15 protein-coding genes and 1 pseudogene are annotated in these 16,250 nt (G+C 46.3%); 2 read left to right on the forward strand and 14 right to left on the reverse strand.

All coding sequences use genetic code 11. The features are described 5' to 3' along the window. The first annotated feature begins 288 nt into the window (after positions 1-288). The gene (locus R7R24_RS16515) at positions 289-1,260 is read left to right on the forward strand and encodes an integron integrase (RefSeq protein WP_213883760.1); all 972 of its coding nucleotides are present in this window, start codon (positions 289-291) and stop codon (positions 1,258-1,260) included. A 717-nt stretch (positions 1,261-1,977) separates the two neighbouring features. Continuing rightward, complete coding sequence (locus R7R24_RS16520; protein ID WP_213883758.1) at positions 1,978-3,231, forward strand: hypothetical protein; 1,254 nt, start codon at positions 1,978-1,980, stop codon at positions 3,229-3,231. Between the two features lie 454 nt (positions 3,232-3,685). On the opposite strand, the pseudogene R7R24_RS16525 reads toward R7R24_RS16520, so the two are convergent. The 14 genes and pseudogenes from R7R24_RS16525 to R7R24_RS16590 form a co-directional block, all read right to left on the reverse strand. Continuing rightward, positions 3,686-4,080, reverse strand: a pseudogene (locus R7R24_RS16525) (VOC family protein). 39 nt (positions 4,081-4,119) lie between these two features. After that, a complete protein-coding gene (locus R7R24_RS16530) occupies positions 4,120-4,266 on the reverse strand; it encodes a hypothetical protein (RefSeq protein WP_213883756.1) in 147 nt (48 codons plus the stop codon). A gap of 29 nt (positions 4,267-4,295) precedes the next feature. Beyond that, positions 4,296-7,136 (reverse strand): hypothetical protein, encoded by a 2,841-nt coding sequence (locus R7R24_RS16535; protein ID WP_213883754.1) that lies wholly within the window; start codon positions 7,134-7,136, stop codon positions 4,296-4,298. A 54-nt stretch (positions 7,137-7,190) separates the two neighbouring features. Further along, the gene (locus R7R24_RS16540) at positions 7,191-9,950 is read right to left on the reverse strand and encodes a host specificity factor TipJ family phage tail protein (RefSeq protein ID WP_213883752.1); all 2,760 of its coding nucleotides are present in this window, start codon (positions 9,948-9,950) and stop codon (positions 7,191-7,193) included. After that, on the reverse strand, positions 9,907-10,329 hold the full coding sequence (locus tag R7R24_RS16545) for a hypothetical protein (protein ID WP_229636717.1): 423 nt from the start codon (positions 10,327-10,329) through the stop codon (positions 9,907-9,909). Before R7R24_RS16545 ends, R7R24_RS16540 begins: the two co-directional genes overlap by 44 nt. After that, positions 10,326-10,778, reverse strand: a complete 453-nt coding sequence (locus tag R7R24_RS16550; RefSeq protein WP_225472820.1) for a DUF1833 family protein — start codon at positions 10,776-10,778, stop codon at positions 10,326-10,328. Before R7R24_RS16550 ends, R7R24_RS16545 begins: the two co-directional genes overlap by 4 nt. A 10-nt stretch (positions 10,779-10,788) precedes the next feature. Next, entirely contained in the window at positions 10,789-11,340 is a 552-nt protein-coding gene (locus R7R24_RS16555) for a hypothetical protein (RefSeq protein WP_213883750.1), read from the reverse strand. Then, a complete protein-coding gene (locus tag R7R24_RS16560; RefSeq protein WP_213883748.1) occupies positions 11,340-13,571 on the reverse strand; it encodes a hypothetical protein in 2,232 nt (743 codons plus the stop codon). Before R7R24_RS16560 ends, R7R24_RS16555 begins: the two co-directional genes overlap by 1 nt. After that, a complete protein-coding gene (locus R7R24_RS16565) occupies positions 13,552-13,884 on the reverse strand; it encodes a phage tail assembly protein T (RefSeq protein WP_054729851.1) in 333 nt (110 codons plus the stop codon). The genes R7R24_RS16560 and R7R24_RS16565 overlap by 20 nt, the downstream gene beginning before the upstream one ends. 23 nt (positions 13,885-13,907) lie before the next feature. Then, complete coding sequence (locus R7R24_RS16570; protein ID WP_213883746.1) at positions 13,908-14,378, reverse strand: phage minor tail protein G; 471 nt, start codon at positions 14,376-14,378, stop codon at positions 13,908-13,910. Between the two features lie 3 nt (positions 14,379-14,381). After that, a complete protein-coding gene (locus R7R24_RS16575) occupies positions 14,382-14,885 on the reverse strand; it encodes a phage tail tube protein (RefSeq protein WP_140390455.1) in 504 nt (167 codons plus the stop codon). A gap of 2 nt (positions 14,886-14,887) precedes the next feature. After that, on the reverse strand, positions 14,888-15,337 hold the full coding sequence (gene gpU / locus R7R24_RS16580; RefSeq protein ID WP_140333131.1) for a phage tail terminator protein: 450 nt from the start codon (positions 15,335-15,337) through the stop codon (positions 14,888-14,890). Further along, positions 15,327-15,959 carry a phage tail protein gene (locus R7R24_RS16585; protein WP_171343091.1) on the reverse strand — a complete coding sequence of 211 codons (633 nt, stop codon included), beginning with the start codon at positions 15,957-15,959 and terminating at the stop codon, positions 15,327-15,329. Before R7R24_RS16585 ends, gpU begins: the two co-directional genes overlap by 11 nt. Further along, positions 15,956-16,246 carry a hypothetical protein gene (locus R7R24_RS16590; protein ID WP_213883743.1) on the reverse strand — a complete coding sequence of 97 codons (291 nt, stop codon included), beginning with the start codon at positions 16,244-16,246 and terminating at the stop codon, positions 15,956-15,958. The genes R7R24_RS16585 and R7R24_RS16590 overlap by 4 nt, the downstream gene beginning before the upstream one ends. Between the last annotated feature and the right edge of the window lie 4 nt (positions 16,247-16,250).

Below are 16,250 nucleotides of genomic sequence, written 5' to 3' on the forward strand. Positions count from 1 at the left end.
CCTATTACCCCGCCACTTTCACTCTTAGGCTACAATCACGTACATTCAGCCTGAGAGATCCGTTGCGGAAATAACGCTTTCTATACGGCGATTTGCCGTTTTTCTGGCAGGCTACCGCCTTCTTTCTTATCAAAAGCGCTATCAATCGTAGCACTTATATGTATGAAACAAATAGAAAAACAGTATGAATATGTGTGGTAGCGCGCGCAATTAGTCGGCGCACAGCACGCTAATTTCAAAAGTGGTGATACATTAACGGAGCTGTATAAATAAACAGGTTAATTTATCATGAAAAGTCAGTTTTTACTTAGTGTAAAAGAACACATGCTTACTCGTCATTATGCGAATAAAACTATCGAAAGTTATCTATTTTGGATAAAACGCTTTATCACTTTTCACCAGCTTGCACACCCATCAACACTAGCAGAAGATGATGTCATTCAATTTCTGAGTTACTTAGCGGTAGAAGAAAAAGTTGCGGTAAAAACGCAAGCTTTGGCGCTGAACTCAATATCATTTTTATATCGTGATTATTTTAAAACCCCACTATCACTTGATATGAGATTTCAGAAATCCTTGACCGAAAAGAAACTTCCCGTTGTGTTAACCAGGGAGGAGATCCGAAGATTCGTTCAACATATCGACCCGAGGTATAAACTCCATATTCAGCTGCTTTATGGCTCAGGGCTTCGAGTCATGGAGTGTTTGCGCTTAAGAGTTCAGGACATCGATTATGATTATGGCGCAGTTCGTGTTTGGCAAGGAAAAGGAGGTAAAAATCGTACCGTAACGTTAGCAAAAGAGCTACATGAGCCGCTTAAAGCTCAGGTTAATTTAGCAAGAGATTACTATTTTAAAGATAGACATATGCCTGGTTATGCGGGGGTATACATCTCTGAAGGTTTACGACGTAAATACCCAAAAGCGGAGCTAGATTTTAACTGGCACTTTTTGTTTCCATCAACAAAGTTAAGCGCAGATCGAGACACTGGTGAACTCAGAAGGCATCATATCAATGAAAGCGCAATACAAAGAGCGGTAAAGCGCGCGGCAAGCGACGCAAGTATTGAGAAAACTGTAACTTGCCACACACTAAGACACAGTTTTGCCACGCATTTATTGGAATCTGGCGCAGACATTAGAACTGTTCAGGAACAATTAGGGCATACTGATGTAAAAACCACGCAAATTTATACTGTAGTTCATCGTGTCAACCTCAAAAAGTCCATCGCAATTGGTGAAATTAAAATAAACAAATAAAAATCAACAACTTGAACAAATTGCCCGACATTAAAATGCTCTACATCAATTCTTAGATAATCAAATGAAATACTAAATATTCAAAACTGTATGCTTAATTAGCCCCACTATTGCCCCATATTTGCCCCATTTATTGCGATACCACATCATCTCCCCCTAATTTCAGACACCTCTATACCACCACCTTTGGAAGATCTAAACGCACGACGTTACCTAACTTATTTGTTTCCAGAAAATGAACATAAAGTCGAGTTGCCAAGTAATGAATACCGAACTGAAAAGATCCGTTTCGTATCCACTCCAAGGCCATTCGTCAGCAAAAAAGCACTCGAGTGCGAGCTTGGAATAAACGTGCGCTAGTTAATGGTTATACAGAGGGGGCGGTATCAAAAATCGAAACTAGTCCCAATATAGGCACAAATATGTCAACCACACAATCACCCACGCGAACGTCAATATCATTTCCCTAAATCAGCAAATAACTCATTTCTCTGTTATTGGAGGACCAAATTTTTTTAATCTCTAGCGAGCTTTTAGTCGACAATGTGGCATGATATTGTAGAAATATGCAGATCGCACCCTTTGGGGGCTCATATAGTCAGATGCGGCTATCGGTGTTTTAAGTGGCATTACAAAATCTGAGGATTTTTCCTAAAAACCTTCTTGGCGCCAGTTGTCGACGCTATCGCTATAAACGTAACAAGGTCTAGTCAAACTATGACAATTTCTTTTCAGTACCCCTCGCCAGCCAATTGGCAAGATTTCGAACGTATGCTTCGCGACCTCTACTTTGAGTTTGATGTTGAGATCTCTGGCAGTTCTGGGCAAGCTCAATATGGTATCGATTTGGTTGATGCCAATAATAACATTGTCATTCAGGCTAAAAAACGAGCAATCCAAAGAAACCCCATAACTATTAAGGAAGTTGTCGAGTGGGCAGAAAAGGCCAAAGAGTATTTCGCCGAGGCTCCGTTCAAACGTCTATATATTGTGACGACACAGCTGCGTGACATTAACCTTCAGACAGAACTGAAAACATACTTACAGAAGACCCCCTTACCGTATAATGTCCGCATACTCTTTTGGGATGATCTGGAAGACAAATTAAACCAGATGCCGGAGCTGGTGCGAAAGTATTACCTTACCGAACTCTATGACGATGAGACTATCGCGCAGTATAGGCAATTTTCGCTTGACCATTACATCCAGTTCACACTGTTTGGCAAGTACATCCTATCGGACGGCCGACATTGGCCTGCGGTTAATAAATTGGTTAACAATCTGAAATGGCTTATTCACCCAAGCTATGACCACAAACAAAACCACGCCTCTTTACTTAAAAATCTGGCCCCTTTGGCCCAATGGGTGCGACTTATGGAGTGCGAATTCAAGGAATTCGAAAAACGAATTAATGGCAGCTTTAACAAGGATTATATCCTGCCAGTTGAGTGGCGTAGCACCCATCTACATCGATTGCGAGAGCACGACTTGATTTCAGTACTGGAAACAGAGCGGGAATATTTAAATTTTATTCGGGCGATTGCTAGTTTATTGGCATATACGAAAAAGCACCCTGACCATAATGATTGGAGCCAAAGTGATAAGTTCAAAAGCTTAGGTAAGGCCGCATATCATGCGACTGAGGAATTTAAAGCTTGTATGGCTGATAATGCAGAGTCTTTAGCTGCTTATGAATCGTTACAAGCAAATCTTAAGTCCCGTGGGTTTGATCCAATGCAACTGCTTGCCAGCGGTCCAAAAACCAACTGTTGTTTTGGTTACTACGGTTACCGCTATACTGGCGACAGCTCAAGCGGTGATGTATACATCAATACCTTGCCCCATGTGGACGCGGGATGTAAAGATTATCTCGTTCTTAAGGATGCGAAGAGAAGAAACTACATACGTAGCTCAAAGACCTATTATACGATGTGGCCAGAGCATAGAGTGACGTCGATTAATCTGTTTTGAGGTCCAAAGGATCGTTTTCTCTTTTTGTAGAACCAGTTGGTGACGCGTTACGTAACCCTATTTCCTCATTTTATGATTGTATGAATAAACAGTGTGGGATACTCGAGTTCGCCCACCAAAAATGTAAAAGTATCAGAAGTATAGCCTTTACAGTAACACAGAATGTAAAGGCGACAAGGCAAGATAAAATCAGTTTAGTAACACGCTAATAGCTAAGAAGCAACGCATCAGAGGTAGTCTACTATGGGACCTCCAGCTCGAATCTGGCAAAAGATAAGTTTCGAGAACCCAAGCATTAGTAAATCACGAATTTGTACAAATATGGCAAACTCTCTTAACTCAGTACCTCTAGTTTATCTGGAGAAGATTACTACTAGCTACGCACATAAACCAGCGGTGGCACTATAAACACCAAACGTTGGGAGCAGACTTAAATGTTTATATAAAACCCGTTTTAAGGCTTCTCTTTTTCTCCAAGGTGCTGGGTAAACCGTAATAAATAAGCGTCTAGATCCTGTATCAAAAATTCTCGTTCACCAGAAAACTTTTCACCAATGCCATACCATATTTCCTTTAAGTCTCGGAAGGCATGTACCTTGGCCTTTCGATTAAGGGTTCTAAGTCTGAAAGCTCTATTTGAAAACTAACCTTACGACCTAACAGAGTTACTAACTCACCTGTAATCCAACCTGAATCCATGATGATTTGCTCTAGCAGGTAAAAAGAATTGTGGTGCACCTCTGTATCACATAACTCGACAGTTGCAGAGTTCAGATAACTTTTCGTAGGGTTGTTGTTCAAAGTAAAACTTTCGTGCCTGTTCGATTTCCCATTCCCCCCTTTCGGCAGTGGTTCTCCTGCTGAATAGCTTCAAGAACAGCCAATCAATCAGCTTGATGGGCGAGCGCTTACCTTGCGCACACGGATGTAGCTCCAGCCGCTAATCGAGAGATCAGACTGACCGGTAAGCAAGTGCAGCACAAACATGTTCAGCGCCAACAGGATGCGCATAAACAGGGCTTTAAGTTTTGCCATGATGACTCCTATTTCTCATAAATCACCCGTTAGTTGAAATCTACAACGTTGCCTTTAACTGTAATGAGCATCCCTAAGTCTTTTGTTCCTCCCACATTAATCTGAAGAACGTTCTGATCAGTAAGTCTGAACTTGAATTCACTGATGTCTGCAATACCTGTGTTAGACATACAGACTAACCCCGCCGCGACGGCTTTAACTTCATTGTTCCCAATAGTAAACAGGCCTTCACTTTGAAGAGGCAGCTCAGCATCCACAATCGCATTGTCTGGACTCAGAGAAAGAAGGAATTTTGCATCGATAAAACCAGACCCACTGTATGCTTTAGCAGGCTTAATGCACAACTCGCAAGAAGCGATCGGTGCATTCAGTGAAGCTATTTTGCAAACATTCATCCAGTTTGCTATTTCATCTATCTTTCGGTAAAACTTTTTCTGGACAGTACCAACATACCCACCATCGGTCAGCATGGAATCACTGCTATCAGTCCAAACCGGATCAATTTTATTTCGCCAAGACTGCCCTTCAAATATCCCATGAGGCCCCATTGCAACCGTTTGGGTTAGGTAGTTATCTTGCCCTAGCGCCAACTTGAATACAGATACGTTTTCTGCAATTACCTTATCGACATCATAAGGCTCAACCAAACGAACTTTTGAAGAGGTGCCAGACTCATCACCGATACAGTGCAGGGTTTGCATTGTCCCAACTCGACAGCTGTTCGGATATTGCGTTTCAGACGTCGTCTTTAAGGTTGTGATGCCAGAGAATACTGGTTTCGGTGCGCTTTCAATCTCTGCCCCAACAAACCCTAATAAGTAATACACATCGGAATACTTAATATTCATGGTCAGATTGTTGTACTGCCAATCACCATACATATAGAAACCACGACCACCATCCACTCGAATAAAGTGAGGAGCACAGTCCATGTAGCAATCGGTCATCTTGATATCATCCGCGACAATAAGATCTTCAGCGATGCCAACAAAAGTGGTCCCAATAATTGAACGACGATAGTTTTTAAACTTACATTTCGTGGCTTCAAAACCGTCAACCGTTAGAGCGCTTCCAGAGATAGACCACTGAGTAAAGTGCAAACTATCACCCAGGTTTGTCCATGTATCACTTAATGGCTTACCTGTAATTGTGTTGATTTGGTCTGGCTTAACAAGCAACGTAGAACGCCCATCACACTCGACGTTATGCATTTTAACTTTACCAAGTTTATTGATCCGGCTAGTTGGGTAAAATTCAACATCATAGTTACCACGTCTCAACTTACCGTTTCTTAATTCAATATCACCTCCAGTATCTTGTACGAACGATTGCTTGGCGTTGTCGTAGCTGAGATAGATATCCCAGTCTTCATCAAAATACGCGTTAACTTTTTCGCCACGAAGCAAGAACCCATCAAGAAACTGTCCCTTAAATTTCGTCCCCTTTACAAAAAGGTAAGCTGGATCAACGCCTTCTCCTATCTCTGTAACCATCGAAACATAATATCCAGCGGCAGCCTCTTCCATGTTCCCGCCAAGAATGGTGGCCATCATTGAGCGATTTGCGCCTTTAAAATACAAACCTGCCTTGCCGAACTTGGCATTTCCTATCCAGGTATTCTTAACGAGGCCACGCATTCCAACAGGGTTAGAAACCGTGACTTTATTCCCTTGAATATCGGTGATGATGTTATATGAATCGCCAGGGTTTCTGAGCGCATTAGCCCATTTATTTCCGTATCCATCATCCCCCATCATCGAAGTTGCTAGGCTATCTCCAACACGTAAGTCACTGGCATCGACGACATCAATCACCGTTTCACCTGGAGCATGATCTCGGGCTACTAATGCTTTTCTGAGCCCACAGTGAATATTCCCACCATCTCTCAAGTCAACAACAAAGCTTTTTCCCTCAGCCTCAATGGTTAGTTCCAAATCGTCAAAGCGGACCAACCCACCGTTTTTTACCGTGAGCTTACGGATATTGGCCGCTTTAGGCACAGTGCGTTCTGAAAGCCATACTTCCACGCCATCAATGATCACTTCTTCATGGTCAAGCATCGCTTCAATGATGAAGTCCGTAAAAGAAACGTCACGCTCTATCGTGTTAGTTTTATTGAATATTAGTTTCTTTTCATTTTTGATTTCAGCTGTATGAGCCATTGAACCGTCAGTAAAGTACAAACGGCCATTTTCAAAGTGAGAAACGGTTCTATCTGAAAGTGAGATTGGGTAAACACTGTGAAGTTTATCGCTGATAACCGCTTTACCAACAACGGCTGGAATGATGTCTCCTGCCCTCAAACTATCAACAGAGCCCAATGGCGCAATGAGCTCAGAGGCAGCCAATCGAGCTGACTTGCTGGCGACTGTTTGCGTGAAGTTTTGATCTGCGGCACTGACCAATGAATACTGCTCTTTAGTAAAGACATTGCCCGTATTAAACGGCAACAAGCTTAACTTAGGGGCATACCACTCACCGGAGTCTGTTGGGTATTCAAAAGCAACGTCTTTATGATCGTCAACAGTTAAGTCAAGGTTCGCTACCCACGGTCCTACTCTCTTATAGGTGTACTGGGTTTGAAACTTGGACTCGAATTCCGCCATTCGAACCGCGAAGTCATTTTTCTGTGTTGCATCCTGAGTATCAAACTTAGTCTGATTCTGTTTGGATTGGCTATCGAAAGCCGCTTGATTGCTACTAATCGTTCGCAGAGCGATGTTGTTAATGCCTGCTACCGACAATCCCTTTTCACCCGTAGGTTTAGTGTAGTGTTCGCTCTCGGTAGTGACATATTCATGCGAGGCCAGTCCTGATTGCTCGATTAGCTTAGCTGCGGCCAAAGTGCGTTGTTCAATATTTTGGGTCATGAATAAACCTCATAAAAAAGCCCAGCGCGAGGGCTGGGCATTGAGTGCTTGAGTTTATGCGTAGGCATCCACGCGAGGGTCGTCTTCGATAGCGGCGCAGCCAACCTCGAACTCCCCTTTTTGTTTGACTTGCTGCAGGATGCATTTCTTGTACATGGTGTCGGCTTGGCCAAACATGTATTCGCTTGGCTTTTTGCCCTTTTCACCCACGGCGATGATCTTTTCGGTTGGCTCATCGACCAGAATGACAATATCTGGCGCCTCAGTCGGCTCGACTCGATACGGGCCATGCGTTCCTTTGTTGCCTCGGTTAAACAGTAAATAATGCTGCTTACCTGGCTCCCATTCCAACAGTCCCGAAAGCTGCAGGTATTGATTGCCATCGGCGGCGTTTAGCGTTTCGATCACCTGACCTGATGCGCCCCAGCTCACCGCATCGTGCGCCACCGGGATCACATCACCATAGTTCGACTCCCATCCATCCATGTCCGTGGTGAAGTCGATGTTAGTGCGGCGGTAGGCTTGCACAGCGGCATGGAATAGCCCTTCCCTTTTGGCCTGCTCTTCGTTGGTGACAAAGTTCAGCTTAAGTGGGTTCGGGTTGTAGCCGTTCTGCCCTGGTAAGGTACACAATAGGGTTTCAGATTTTCGAGACTGAGGATTGAACCACTCGACTTCGACGCCGTCGTAGTCATCTTCCTTCACCATGTCGATGTCGACAGAAAAGCTGTCTGGGGTCATGTTCACGGGGGAGTATGGTTTGCACAGCGTTTCTCTTGGCTCATCGCGCCACATGCTGACCGTGCCAAGCTCGATGCGAGGGTAAGCGCGTCCCGTTTCGAGTAGCCTACGTAGCGCTTCCCAAAACGTGGTCGGTTGGTCAAATAAGCCATCACACTTATCACCTCGCGATTCCCATTTATCTCGGTAAGCCAGCAAGGTATCTAGGTCAATGGCATCGTCTTCTAGCCCTGCCCCGTACACATCATTGCGGCAAGCATCAATGACCGCATCCGCAATGGAGCGAGTTGGCTCTTCTACATACCTGCCGTCGTCTTGGCGAACAGGCAAGATGCGCGTCGAATCATTCCAGTATTGGCTATTGGCCTGCTGACTGAGCGAGTTGGTGGCTTTGATTTTCAGCGTGATGATGGACTCTTTTTCATTCGTATAGGTTTTCTGAATGACGGACTTCAGCCCCATCCACTGCACTTCATCAAACACTTTAGTCGCTTTGGTGACGGTGCTCAGACGACGACAGCCCACTTCCCAACGCCCTGGTGCGAGTCCCATTTCCTCACTCAGCCAAACGGTGATGCGCTGCGGCGTGTTATCGCCCTTTGTCAGGGTTAACTTATGGGTTTGATAAGCCTGATTCGTGCCCTCTGGCCGCACACGCACTTGCCATTCACACGTTCGAGCGTTGATGTCACCATTCTTGTTCATGGTGCCAAGGCCGCGAGGGAAGATAAAATCCAGTCCCACATCAAGCGCGGTCGCATTGCTAGGCACACAAAGAAAGTCACCGACCCATTCAGCTTCTCTGTCCCGTTCTAACACCGAAATTTCTGCGCTAGGCGTATCTAAGGTAATAAAGCCATTCCAACCAGGTACTTCTTCCAATGTGATGGAATCCACCAAGGCTAGAGTGCCGTTACTGTCTTTACACACGTAGGTACCATCATTACCCACCGCCTCATAAATCCGAACATAGACGTTGGTCATAGGATGGAATCGCGTAACTTCAGTACCACCATCCGGTTTGACCCGAATACGATTTCCTGCAAGCAATGCGGTGACAATGTAGGTACCCGAGTTGATCCCTGCGCCCGTGATTATCATCCGATCATTCACCGCTAACGACCCCCAACCTAATGGGTTTTCAATTTCGTCTGGCAGCTCTTCAGGGTCGATAACGTCACCATCATCGCCCATATCATGAAAGTGGATGTTGCCCTCAAAGTAGAGACTTTCCTGAGAAGTAGAGGTGATAACCACATGCTGACCTGCATCCCACGGCCACTTATCGCGGCGCAATGTCGACGTGTAATCACCATTGCCTGTATGAATGCTGTAGTTAGACCACAGCTCAACCACCTTGCCACGAAAACGCGCTTCGTTGCTGCTGGTCTCTGCGACCCAATCCGAGGTCACGCCATCGAGCTTTAAGCCGCCTTGGCCATCGGATGAACCAACCTCTTTGGAAGTCCAGACGATGTGATGGAAATGATCCACCACTTCACCAGGCTTATATTCTCGGATTTCAATGTCGGGGTTGTCTGGTTTGATTTCCGTCTCACCAATAACGTGGCGATGGTAAAGAAACTTGCCGATGCCCTGAGAAAAGGTCTGGTAGTAATACTGCTCGTTGTTTTCGTACTCCCACCAATCCGGTGCAATGATGTCAGGGTAATGCGGCATGCGCCCATAACGCACTGGAACGGGGTTACCAAGTTTTGGCTTGTTGCCTTGGCCATTGTAGTTGTACACCGAGCTGGACTGCTTGGTATTCTGGTTGCCGCTCATGTCTGGCATGTTCATGTACATGTAGACAGCAGAGGCCGCTGACAGGGCTAACGCAGCATAGACAAGCCAATCCACACCAAAGCCGATTTTAGGGCGAATACTCACCACATCACGCTCGCTGATGATCACATTTAAATCATCGAGCCGGTTAAAATTTAAAGTGGCATTGAAGGTCTGGTTTGGGAAGTGTTTTTCTAGCCAATCCGACAAGCGAGTGCCAGCATCGACGGTGTGGACCTTGCGTTTATCCTTTCGAATCGGATGTTGAAACTCGACAATGTGTGGCATGACGATAAAACTCCACGGTATCAAATCGGCGGCGGAACTGGTTTAACGGTTCAATCTTGACGGTGCAGCCAAGGGTATGGATGACATAACCTGGCATTTGCTCGGCGCTGAATACACCGCAATGCCATTTGCCTTTACCAGAGGCGGCGACCATGCACAGGTGCTCTGGCTTTTGAATGGGTTCGATTAACTGGCCTTGATAGCCATCAATCAGCTCATGGGCGTAGTCTGGTGTGACAAACTGGTCCATATGCTTGGGCAGATTTTCAAGGTGCAAGAAACGCTGCCATGCCTCACGCACCAGCAGGACGCAACCGTCCACCGGAAAGTGACCATCTGGCAGCGATTTAAAGTAAGCAATCATGGATGGTTTACTCATATGTACATCAATCCTGGGTGCGTAACGTTGTTGTAAATCGGGCGCATGAAGCGTCGGTTGGTCAAATCTTTCCATGAGTTCGTGAGGGTCACAGTCATGGTGGTAATTTTGGCCGAGGACATGGTGAGTCGAATTCGCTTGTTGCGCGGCTTACTCAAGTCGTCGGTGTCGTATTCGCGGTAAATGCTCACCACTGGAATCACGGGTTCGTGTCGCTTGGCGGTTTCAATCGCCTTGGAGAGCGTGAGGTCGGTATTGGGCGCGGCCACGGTGAGAGCTTCTTGCCCTTTGGTTGCCTTGTCGGGCAACTGAAAAGCAAACTGGCCTGCTGTGAACCACACCCACTCGCCTGACTCAATTCCGGCATGTAGGTCAATTCCGTCCTTCACATAACGCAACACCCCTCCTGGTAAGGAGGGGTGCTGATATTCAATCGTTGCTATGATCACGTTTGCCTCGCTATGGCATTTTGAATACGGCCTCTTCGGCAGCTAACGCGGCCTTTTCGATGCCAGATAAAGTATCTCGGGAAAGTACGCGAGCGGTGTAGCGCTCCAGCTTTAAAGCGCGGAAGGTTTGCACTTTGGCTTTAAGTTCCCATATGGAACCAAAGTCTTTGCGACCACCTTTATAATCGAATGGGGTGTCCTCGCCTGGTGTGGCGGTAAACTGGCACTTATGTACTTCAAGGTCGTAGTCGCCCGTCCGAAGCGGTAAATAGAACCACTCCACGCCTGCTTCCAGTTCATTGAATACCCAACTCTCGAATACCTCTTTTTGCTCTCCGGTGAACCGGAATGGTAAGACAAATTCAGCAGGGGCTATGCGAGAGCGACGACGCATGGTGGCCAAGCCCAAATCCATCTTTGAGCGTATGACCGTTTGGCCATGTTTATACTGATACCCTTTGGATTTTGGCAACGGCAAAATGCCGTTACCAAAATACTTGCATGGGTAAAGGATCACATTCGGGTTCAATTGTGCCAACACTTCAGGTTTGATGGTTGCCATTATTTGAATCCTCCTGGCTGAACGCCAAGCGTTTTAGAGATGTAGCTAAAGTATTTCCCACCACTTTGCGCATCCTTCATCATGATGTTGAGGACTTTGTTCTCGTCATCAATCTCAGCGTGAGTACCAGGCTCGGCTTCATGAATAATGATGGTCCAAGGTTGGGCGCTCGCTCCGCTCCCGTTCGCGGCCATGCGGTTTTGGTAGGCCATTGACGGGTCATTCATAGAAAACCGTTGACGCTGCATGGCCATGATTGCGCTATACATTTGGTCTACTTGATTAGCGGACTCGTTGGTATAAACGCGCTCACCTGCTTTTAACGTCCAGTCGGATTCCATACGTCCACCCAACATCGGAACTTCAGATATCCCGTTGTGCGCCATGTTCGAAATTGAATCGACTTTACTGGCCATGGATAAACCAAACCCCATTGCTGAGCCTGCGGCAGCAGCTGCAAGACCAGGCCCAACATAAGGAATGCCAACTAAAGATTTGTAGGCGGCTGACGCTGACTCATAAGCGTTGAGCATGATTTGGAAACGCGCTGCGGTTTTACCAATACGAGCGGCGTTTTTGTTTTCACTGTTTTGCAGCTGAGAGATTTGACCGAGGAAGTTGCTCATGCCTCGAACGCGCTCTTGCATCAAGCGCTCTTCACGATACGCCCGTTTTTCAGCTTCGATTTTGGCCTTTTCGGTTTTGGCTTCTTCACTCTTAGCAAAAGACTCGATTGATGCTTCCAATGCATCATCTTCTAAATCTTTACGCGTTTTTTCTGCATTTAGATAGAACTCTGTCTCACGGTCACGATACTCAGCTTGTAGCGATTCCAAGGTATCAAAGCCACGACGCTTTAACTCTTGCTCGGACACCTGCATTTCTTCGATATCACGCAAGCGTTGCTCGTGCGCTAACATGAGCTTTTCACGCTCACTCGCGTACTGCATATCGAGCGATGCTAGGCGCGATGCGCCAGAGGCTTGCTTGCTTTCTAAACCTGCGGTGTCTTTCGGTAATACTCTGTCTGGCGTGTCGCCTTCAGGTTTTAAACCTGGTTGCGGCGCGTCATAGTTCATGCCAGTCTGCATGATGTTGTAGCGTTTTTGCTGACGCGCTATCTCGGCATCGAGCTCATCAAGTTGCTTTGTTAATCGACCAAAATCAGAGTTAAGGTTGAATAGCTCGTTTTCACTACGACCAAGAGGGTTAATAGGCAGTAAGCTGTCAACATCAATACCTTCGTACTCTTTAAAGGTACGGTTTACCTCTTTTAACTCGTCACTAAGCTCTTTTCTCTCAGATCTCAATTCTGACAGCTTTTTGCTTAGTCCATCGACCGTTCTTGGTGTGTCTGACCAACTATCAAACAGCGTTCCCCAATAGTTGATTGAGTAAGCCAGCTTATCGCTGAACCAATCAATCTGATCACTGGCTCCAAGCACGGCATTAGCAAAAGAGCGCTGCAGCTTAAGCCCAGTGTCTTTGAGCTTTTGGTCCATCTCTTTGAATTTCTCAATGTCATATTCCGACATGGAGACGTTCAAATCGTCGTACTTTTTGGTCAGTTCAAAGAGCTTTTTGCCTTGATTATCGAGCAATGGCATTAAGGCCGAGGCATCGTTCGCGATACTCTCCAGATAAAATATCTGGCTTTTCATTGGAACGTTGGCTTCGTCCATCGCCGTTTTGATGGCAATCAACGCATCGGGACCCGACAGCTCTTGCAGCTTTTCAATAGTCAGGCCGACTGTTGGCGCGATGTTCTCCATGAAGTCGGCGAATTCACCACCTTCGTTTTCGGTAAAGTCGCCCAGCTTATCGTTCACGTCCTTCAGTATCTCGGCCATGTTTTCGCCGCTGATATTGAACTGCTCAGAGGCGTATCCCAAGGCTTGAATTTGCTGGACCGATACCTGAGCAACAGTGGCCATCTTTTCGATTTCGCGCGCTTGTTGCGCCTGCTGCGTAATGAGATAAGCCGTGGCACCTGTGACGGCACCAATACCTGCCGAGACATAACCTGCAGCATCTAACACGCCGCGACCTGCGTTTTTGGCACGGTCTGCGGTGTGCTCTAAAGAACGGCTTAATGATAGGTTTGAGTCGTTCGCCGCTCTGGCTTCTTTGGTGTAGCCACGCAGCATCTTTTTGGCGTAATCCACATCTTTCTGAAACTTGGCGGTTTCAGTATTGAAGCGGATATTAAAATCAGCTATTTGGGCACTCAAGGCGAACTCCTCCTGCCGACGCACTCAACGCCATCAGCTCTTCTTCGGTGTATTCTTTCGATTCTTCTTCGGGATGTTCTAAAGTTGGCAGGAAGTCTTGGTAGCTTCTAAAGACACTTTCGTCCTTGCAGCCTGCGGCCATCGCAGTGACATTCCAGTTTGAAGAACAAGTCACGGCAAAACGCAGGTTGTCCATCTGATGCTTAAAACCGTGTTTTGAAAAGTATTCACGCCACTCCACAACAGCTTCGCCGCTAATGGAAGCCAACAGGGTTCGCCAACAGACTTGCCCGAACTCACGGGCAAGGTCCATGGCAAACTCAATTTCATCCCGAATTAGACTTTTGGGTCGGTGGGTTCCTGAGTTGTCATTTCTTCCGTTGTAGCGCTATCAGTGGTGGCATCCGATGAGTCTTCAGTGGCATCCAACTCCTTTGGCGTAGATAACCCTGAAAAGTCAGCTATCTCAAAATAAAGCGTTTCAACTTGCGGCGGCGTCATCATCGACATGATCTGCTCATGACGCTCATCTAGGTCATCGACATCACCACGATAGGCATACGCGACCAAGCGAGCCTGAGCCATGAAGTTGATACGGAGCCAAGCGTTTGAGTATTTTTTCAAATCAATAAGGTAACGCTCTTTTTCTTCCTGGCTTGCATCTTCAGCTGGTTCTTTTGGTCGGTTCGGTTCGGAGATTTCTGTACAATAGTCCATGTAGTTCAGCCTATCTAGGCCAGATAGCTGAGTGATGGTGACTTCGCAGTCACCCACTGGAACTGTCTTTTGCTTTAGGAATGTAGCCATAGATTAAACGCCCCCTTCAGCAGGCTGCGCTTGTTCAGCCAAAATCATTTCCGCGAGTTTTGGTTTGCCAACGTTTTTGATTTTTAGTGTTCGAGTGATCTTCTCTTTAATCGTTACCGCTTTACCCCATGAGTTAAGGTAACCAGAATACGCATCCACAGTGCCATTCGGGTACTTGGTTCGATATTCGGTAACAGTACCGTTCACTACATCATCAGAAAGTTGTTGTTGACCTGGTTCACCAGGTTTCCAAACTAACGTGATGGTCGTATCACCTGCTGACTTTTGACCCGGAGTGGTCTTTGCCCAGTCCGCATCAGGATCGTCTAGGTAGTTATCTTCTTCATCTTCAACCGTAACTTCACCTGGTTGAATCTCTTTGACGCCGCCTAATTTTTCCCATTTGGCGTCATCAAGGTAATCTGCAGTAGTAAGCAGTTCTTGGTCGTCTTTTTTGCGCCAAAACGAGGTTCCAGCACCTTTGATTGCTTGAGTTGGGTCCGACATGATTAAACCTCTTCGGTGTATTCAATAGTAAATGCCAAGTCCAGCGTTCCCCATGGCTGCTCTTCGTCTTGTGCGTATCCAAACGATTGACGATTACAGAGGTCGAGAAGACCGTTGGCGGTGTAGTGTTTGGTGATGATCTTGAGAACTTCTTCACCTAATGCGTCGAGCTCTTGCTCCGTGTTGTTGTCTGCCACCAGATAGATTCTGATAGTCAGCTCAGAGCGCCATGTGATTTCTTCAAAATCTTCTTCAACGCATTGACCTTCAGAAACGGAGACTGAAATGGCAGGGATGTCAGTATCATTCTCTTCAGCTTCAAATTCGGGAACCGCGATGTATCTGGGGTTGCCATTAAAAAACGTTGCGATGATTGACTCGCCAGTCTCATCGACTAACCCTGCTTTCAAATCAGCAACGACTTGTTTGCGTATGGCGTTGTTAATTTCCACGACCAACCTCTCTGCGAATAACCAAGCGGATTTGTTGCTTCATCGCGCTGGACAGCTCTTTTTTCATGTCCGTTCGAAGCAACTCATCGCTGTGCTTTTTAAATGCTTTGGTGATTTCATTCACGATTGGCACCTTGCACACTTTGATGGGGTGCCTTGCATCCGAGACACGTTGCATGATGTGCCAACGACCGTTCTTCAGCTTTTGTAAGAAGGCGTTCTCGAAGCGGTGCCGACCGACAACAATGGCGGTGTTACCGGATAACTCTCGCTTTTGGTAACGACCATTTCGGCCTCGGTTAACTCGGCTGATTTGGTATTGCCCTCGCTTGCGCCGAATTTGGGTTCTAGCCGTATCGATAGAGATGGCAGGAACATCGAACCTGCGCACTCTGACAAAAGCCACTGGCATTTTCCCTGTGGCCTTTTTTGTTATCGACGCGCGAGGGCGAATAACTTTTTGCTTGATACGAACGGCTTTCGCGGTGTCTTTCACTGACCGAGAAACAGCTCGAGCAGCCACACGGTTAATCGCCATTGCACTGGCTTTCGGTACCGCGTTACTTTGTAATGAAGAAAGGTTTTTAACGGCTACCGCCAATTCCCGATCAATGCTATTCATAAGATCACCACAATATTTCCGTCTTCTGGATAAGGGCCGCTGGTGACAGTGAGCTTTCTGCCCGAGGAAACGAACTCAATAGGTATTCCCTTCTTCGGTCTGACATTGTCTGCTTTCTTAAATGTCAGCTTGCGAGCGATGCCTGCCATAGCGTCAAACTGGTTTAGGGATTCGTCATAAATGGCTTTGATAGGTTCTCCACCATTGACTTTCACCCAGACACCAAACGCTTCAGAAACCGTGTTATCCACCTCTTCCATTAACTGGTCGAATTCGTTATCAAACATAAGC

The sequence above is a fragment of the Vibrio sp. 704 genome (assembly GCF_033339295.1).

Coding starts and splice junctions, on each gene's coding strand:
- R7R24_RS16540 (WP_213883752.1), bottom strand. CDS start 9,950: ATGCCACACATTGTCGAGTTTCAACATCCGATTCGAAAGGATAAACGC.
- R7R24_RS16575 (WP_140390455.1), bottom strand. CDS start 14,885: ATGTCGGACCCAACTCAAGCAATCAAAGGTGCTGGAACCTCGTTTTGG.
- R7R24_RS16570 (WP_213883746.1), bottom strand. CDS start 14,378: ATGGCTACATTCCTAAAGCAAAAGACAGTTCCAGTGGGTGACTGCGAA.
- R7R24_RS16515 (WP_213883760.1), top strand. CDS start 289: ATGAAAAGTCAGTTTTTACTTAGTGTAAAAGAACACATGCTTACTCGT.
- R7R24_RS16530 (WP_213883756.1), bottom strand. CDS start 4,266: ATGGCAAAACTTAAAGCCCTGTTTATGCGCATCCTGTTGGCGCTGAAC.
- R7R24_RS16565 (WP_054729851.1), bottom strand. CDS start 13,884: ATGGACCTTGCCCGTGAGTTCGGGCAAGTCTGTTGGCGAACCCTGTTG.
- R7R24_RS16545 (WP_229636717.1), bottom strand. CDS start 10,329: ATGAGTAAACCATCCATGATTGCTTACTTTAAATCGCTGCCAGATGGT.
- R7R24_RS16535 (WP_213883754.1), bottom strand. CDS start 7,136: ATGACCCAAAATATTGAACAACGCACTTTGGCCGCAGCTAAGCTAATC.
- R7R24_RS16555 (WP_213883750.1), bottom strand. CDS start 11,340: ATGGCAACCATCAAACCTGAAGTGTTGGCACAATTGAACCCGAATGTG.
- R7R24_RS16520 (WP_213883758.1), top strand. CDS start 1,978: ATGACAATTTCTTTTCAGTACCCCTCGCCAGCCAATTGGCAAGATTTC.
- R7R24_RS16590 (WP_213883743.1), bottom strand. CDS start 16,246: ATGTTTGATAACGAATTCGACCAGTTAATGGAAGAGGTGGATAACACG.
- R7R24_RS16585 (WP_171343091.1), bottom strand. CDS start 15,959: ATGAATAGCATTGATCGGGAATTGGCGGTAGCCGTTAAAAACCTTTCT.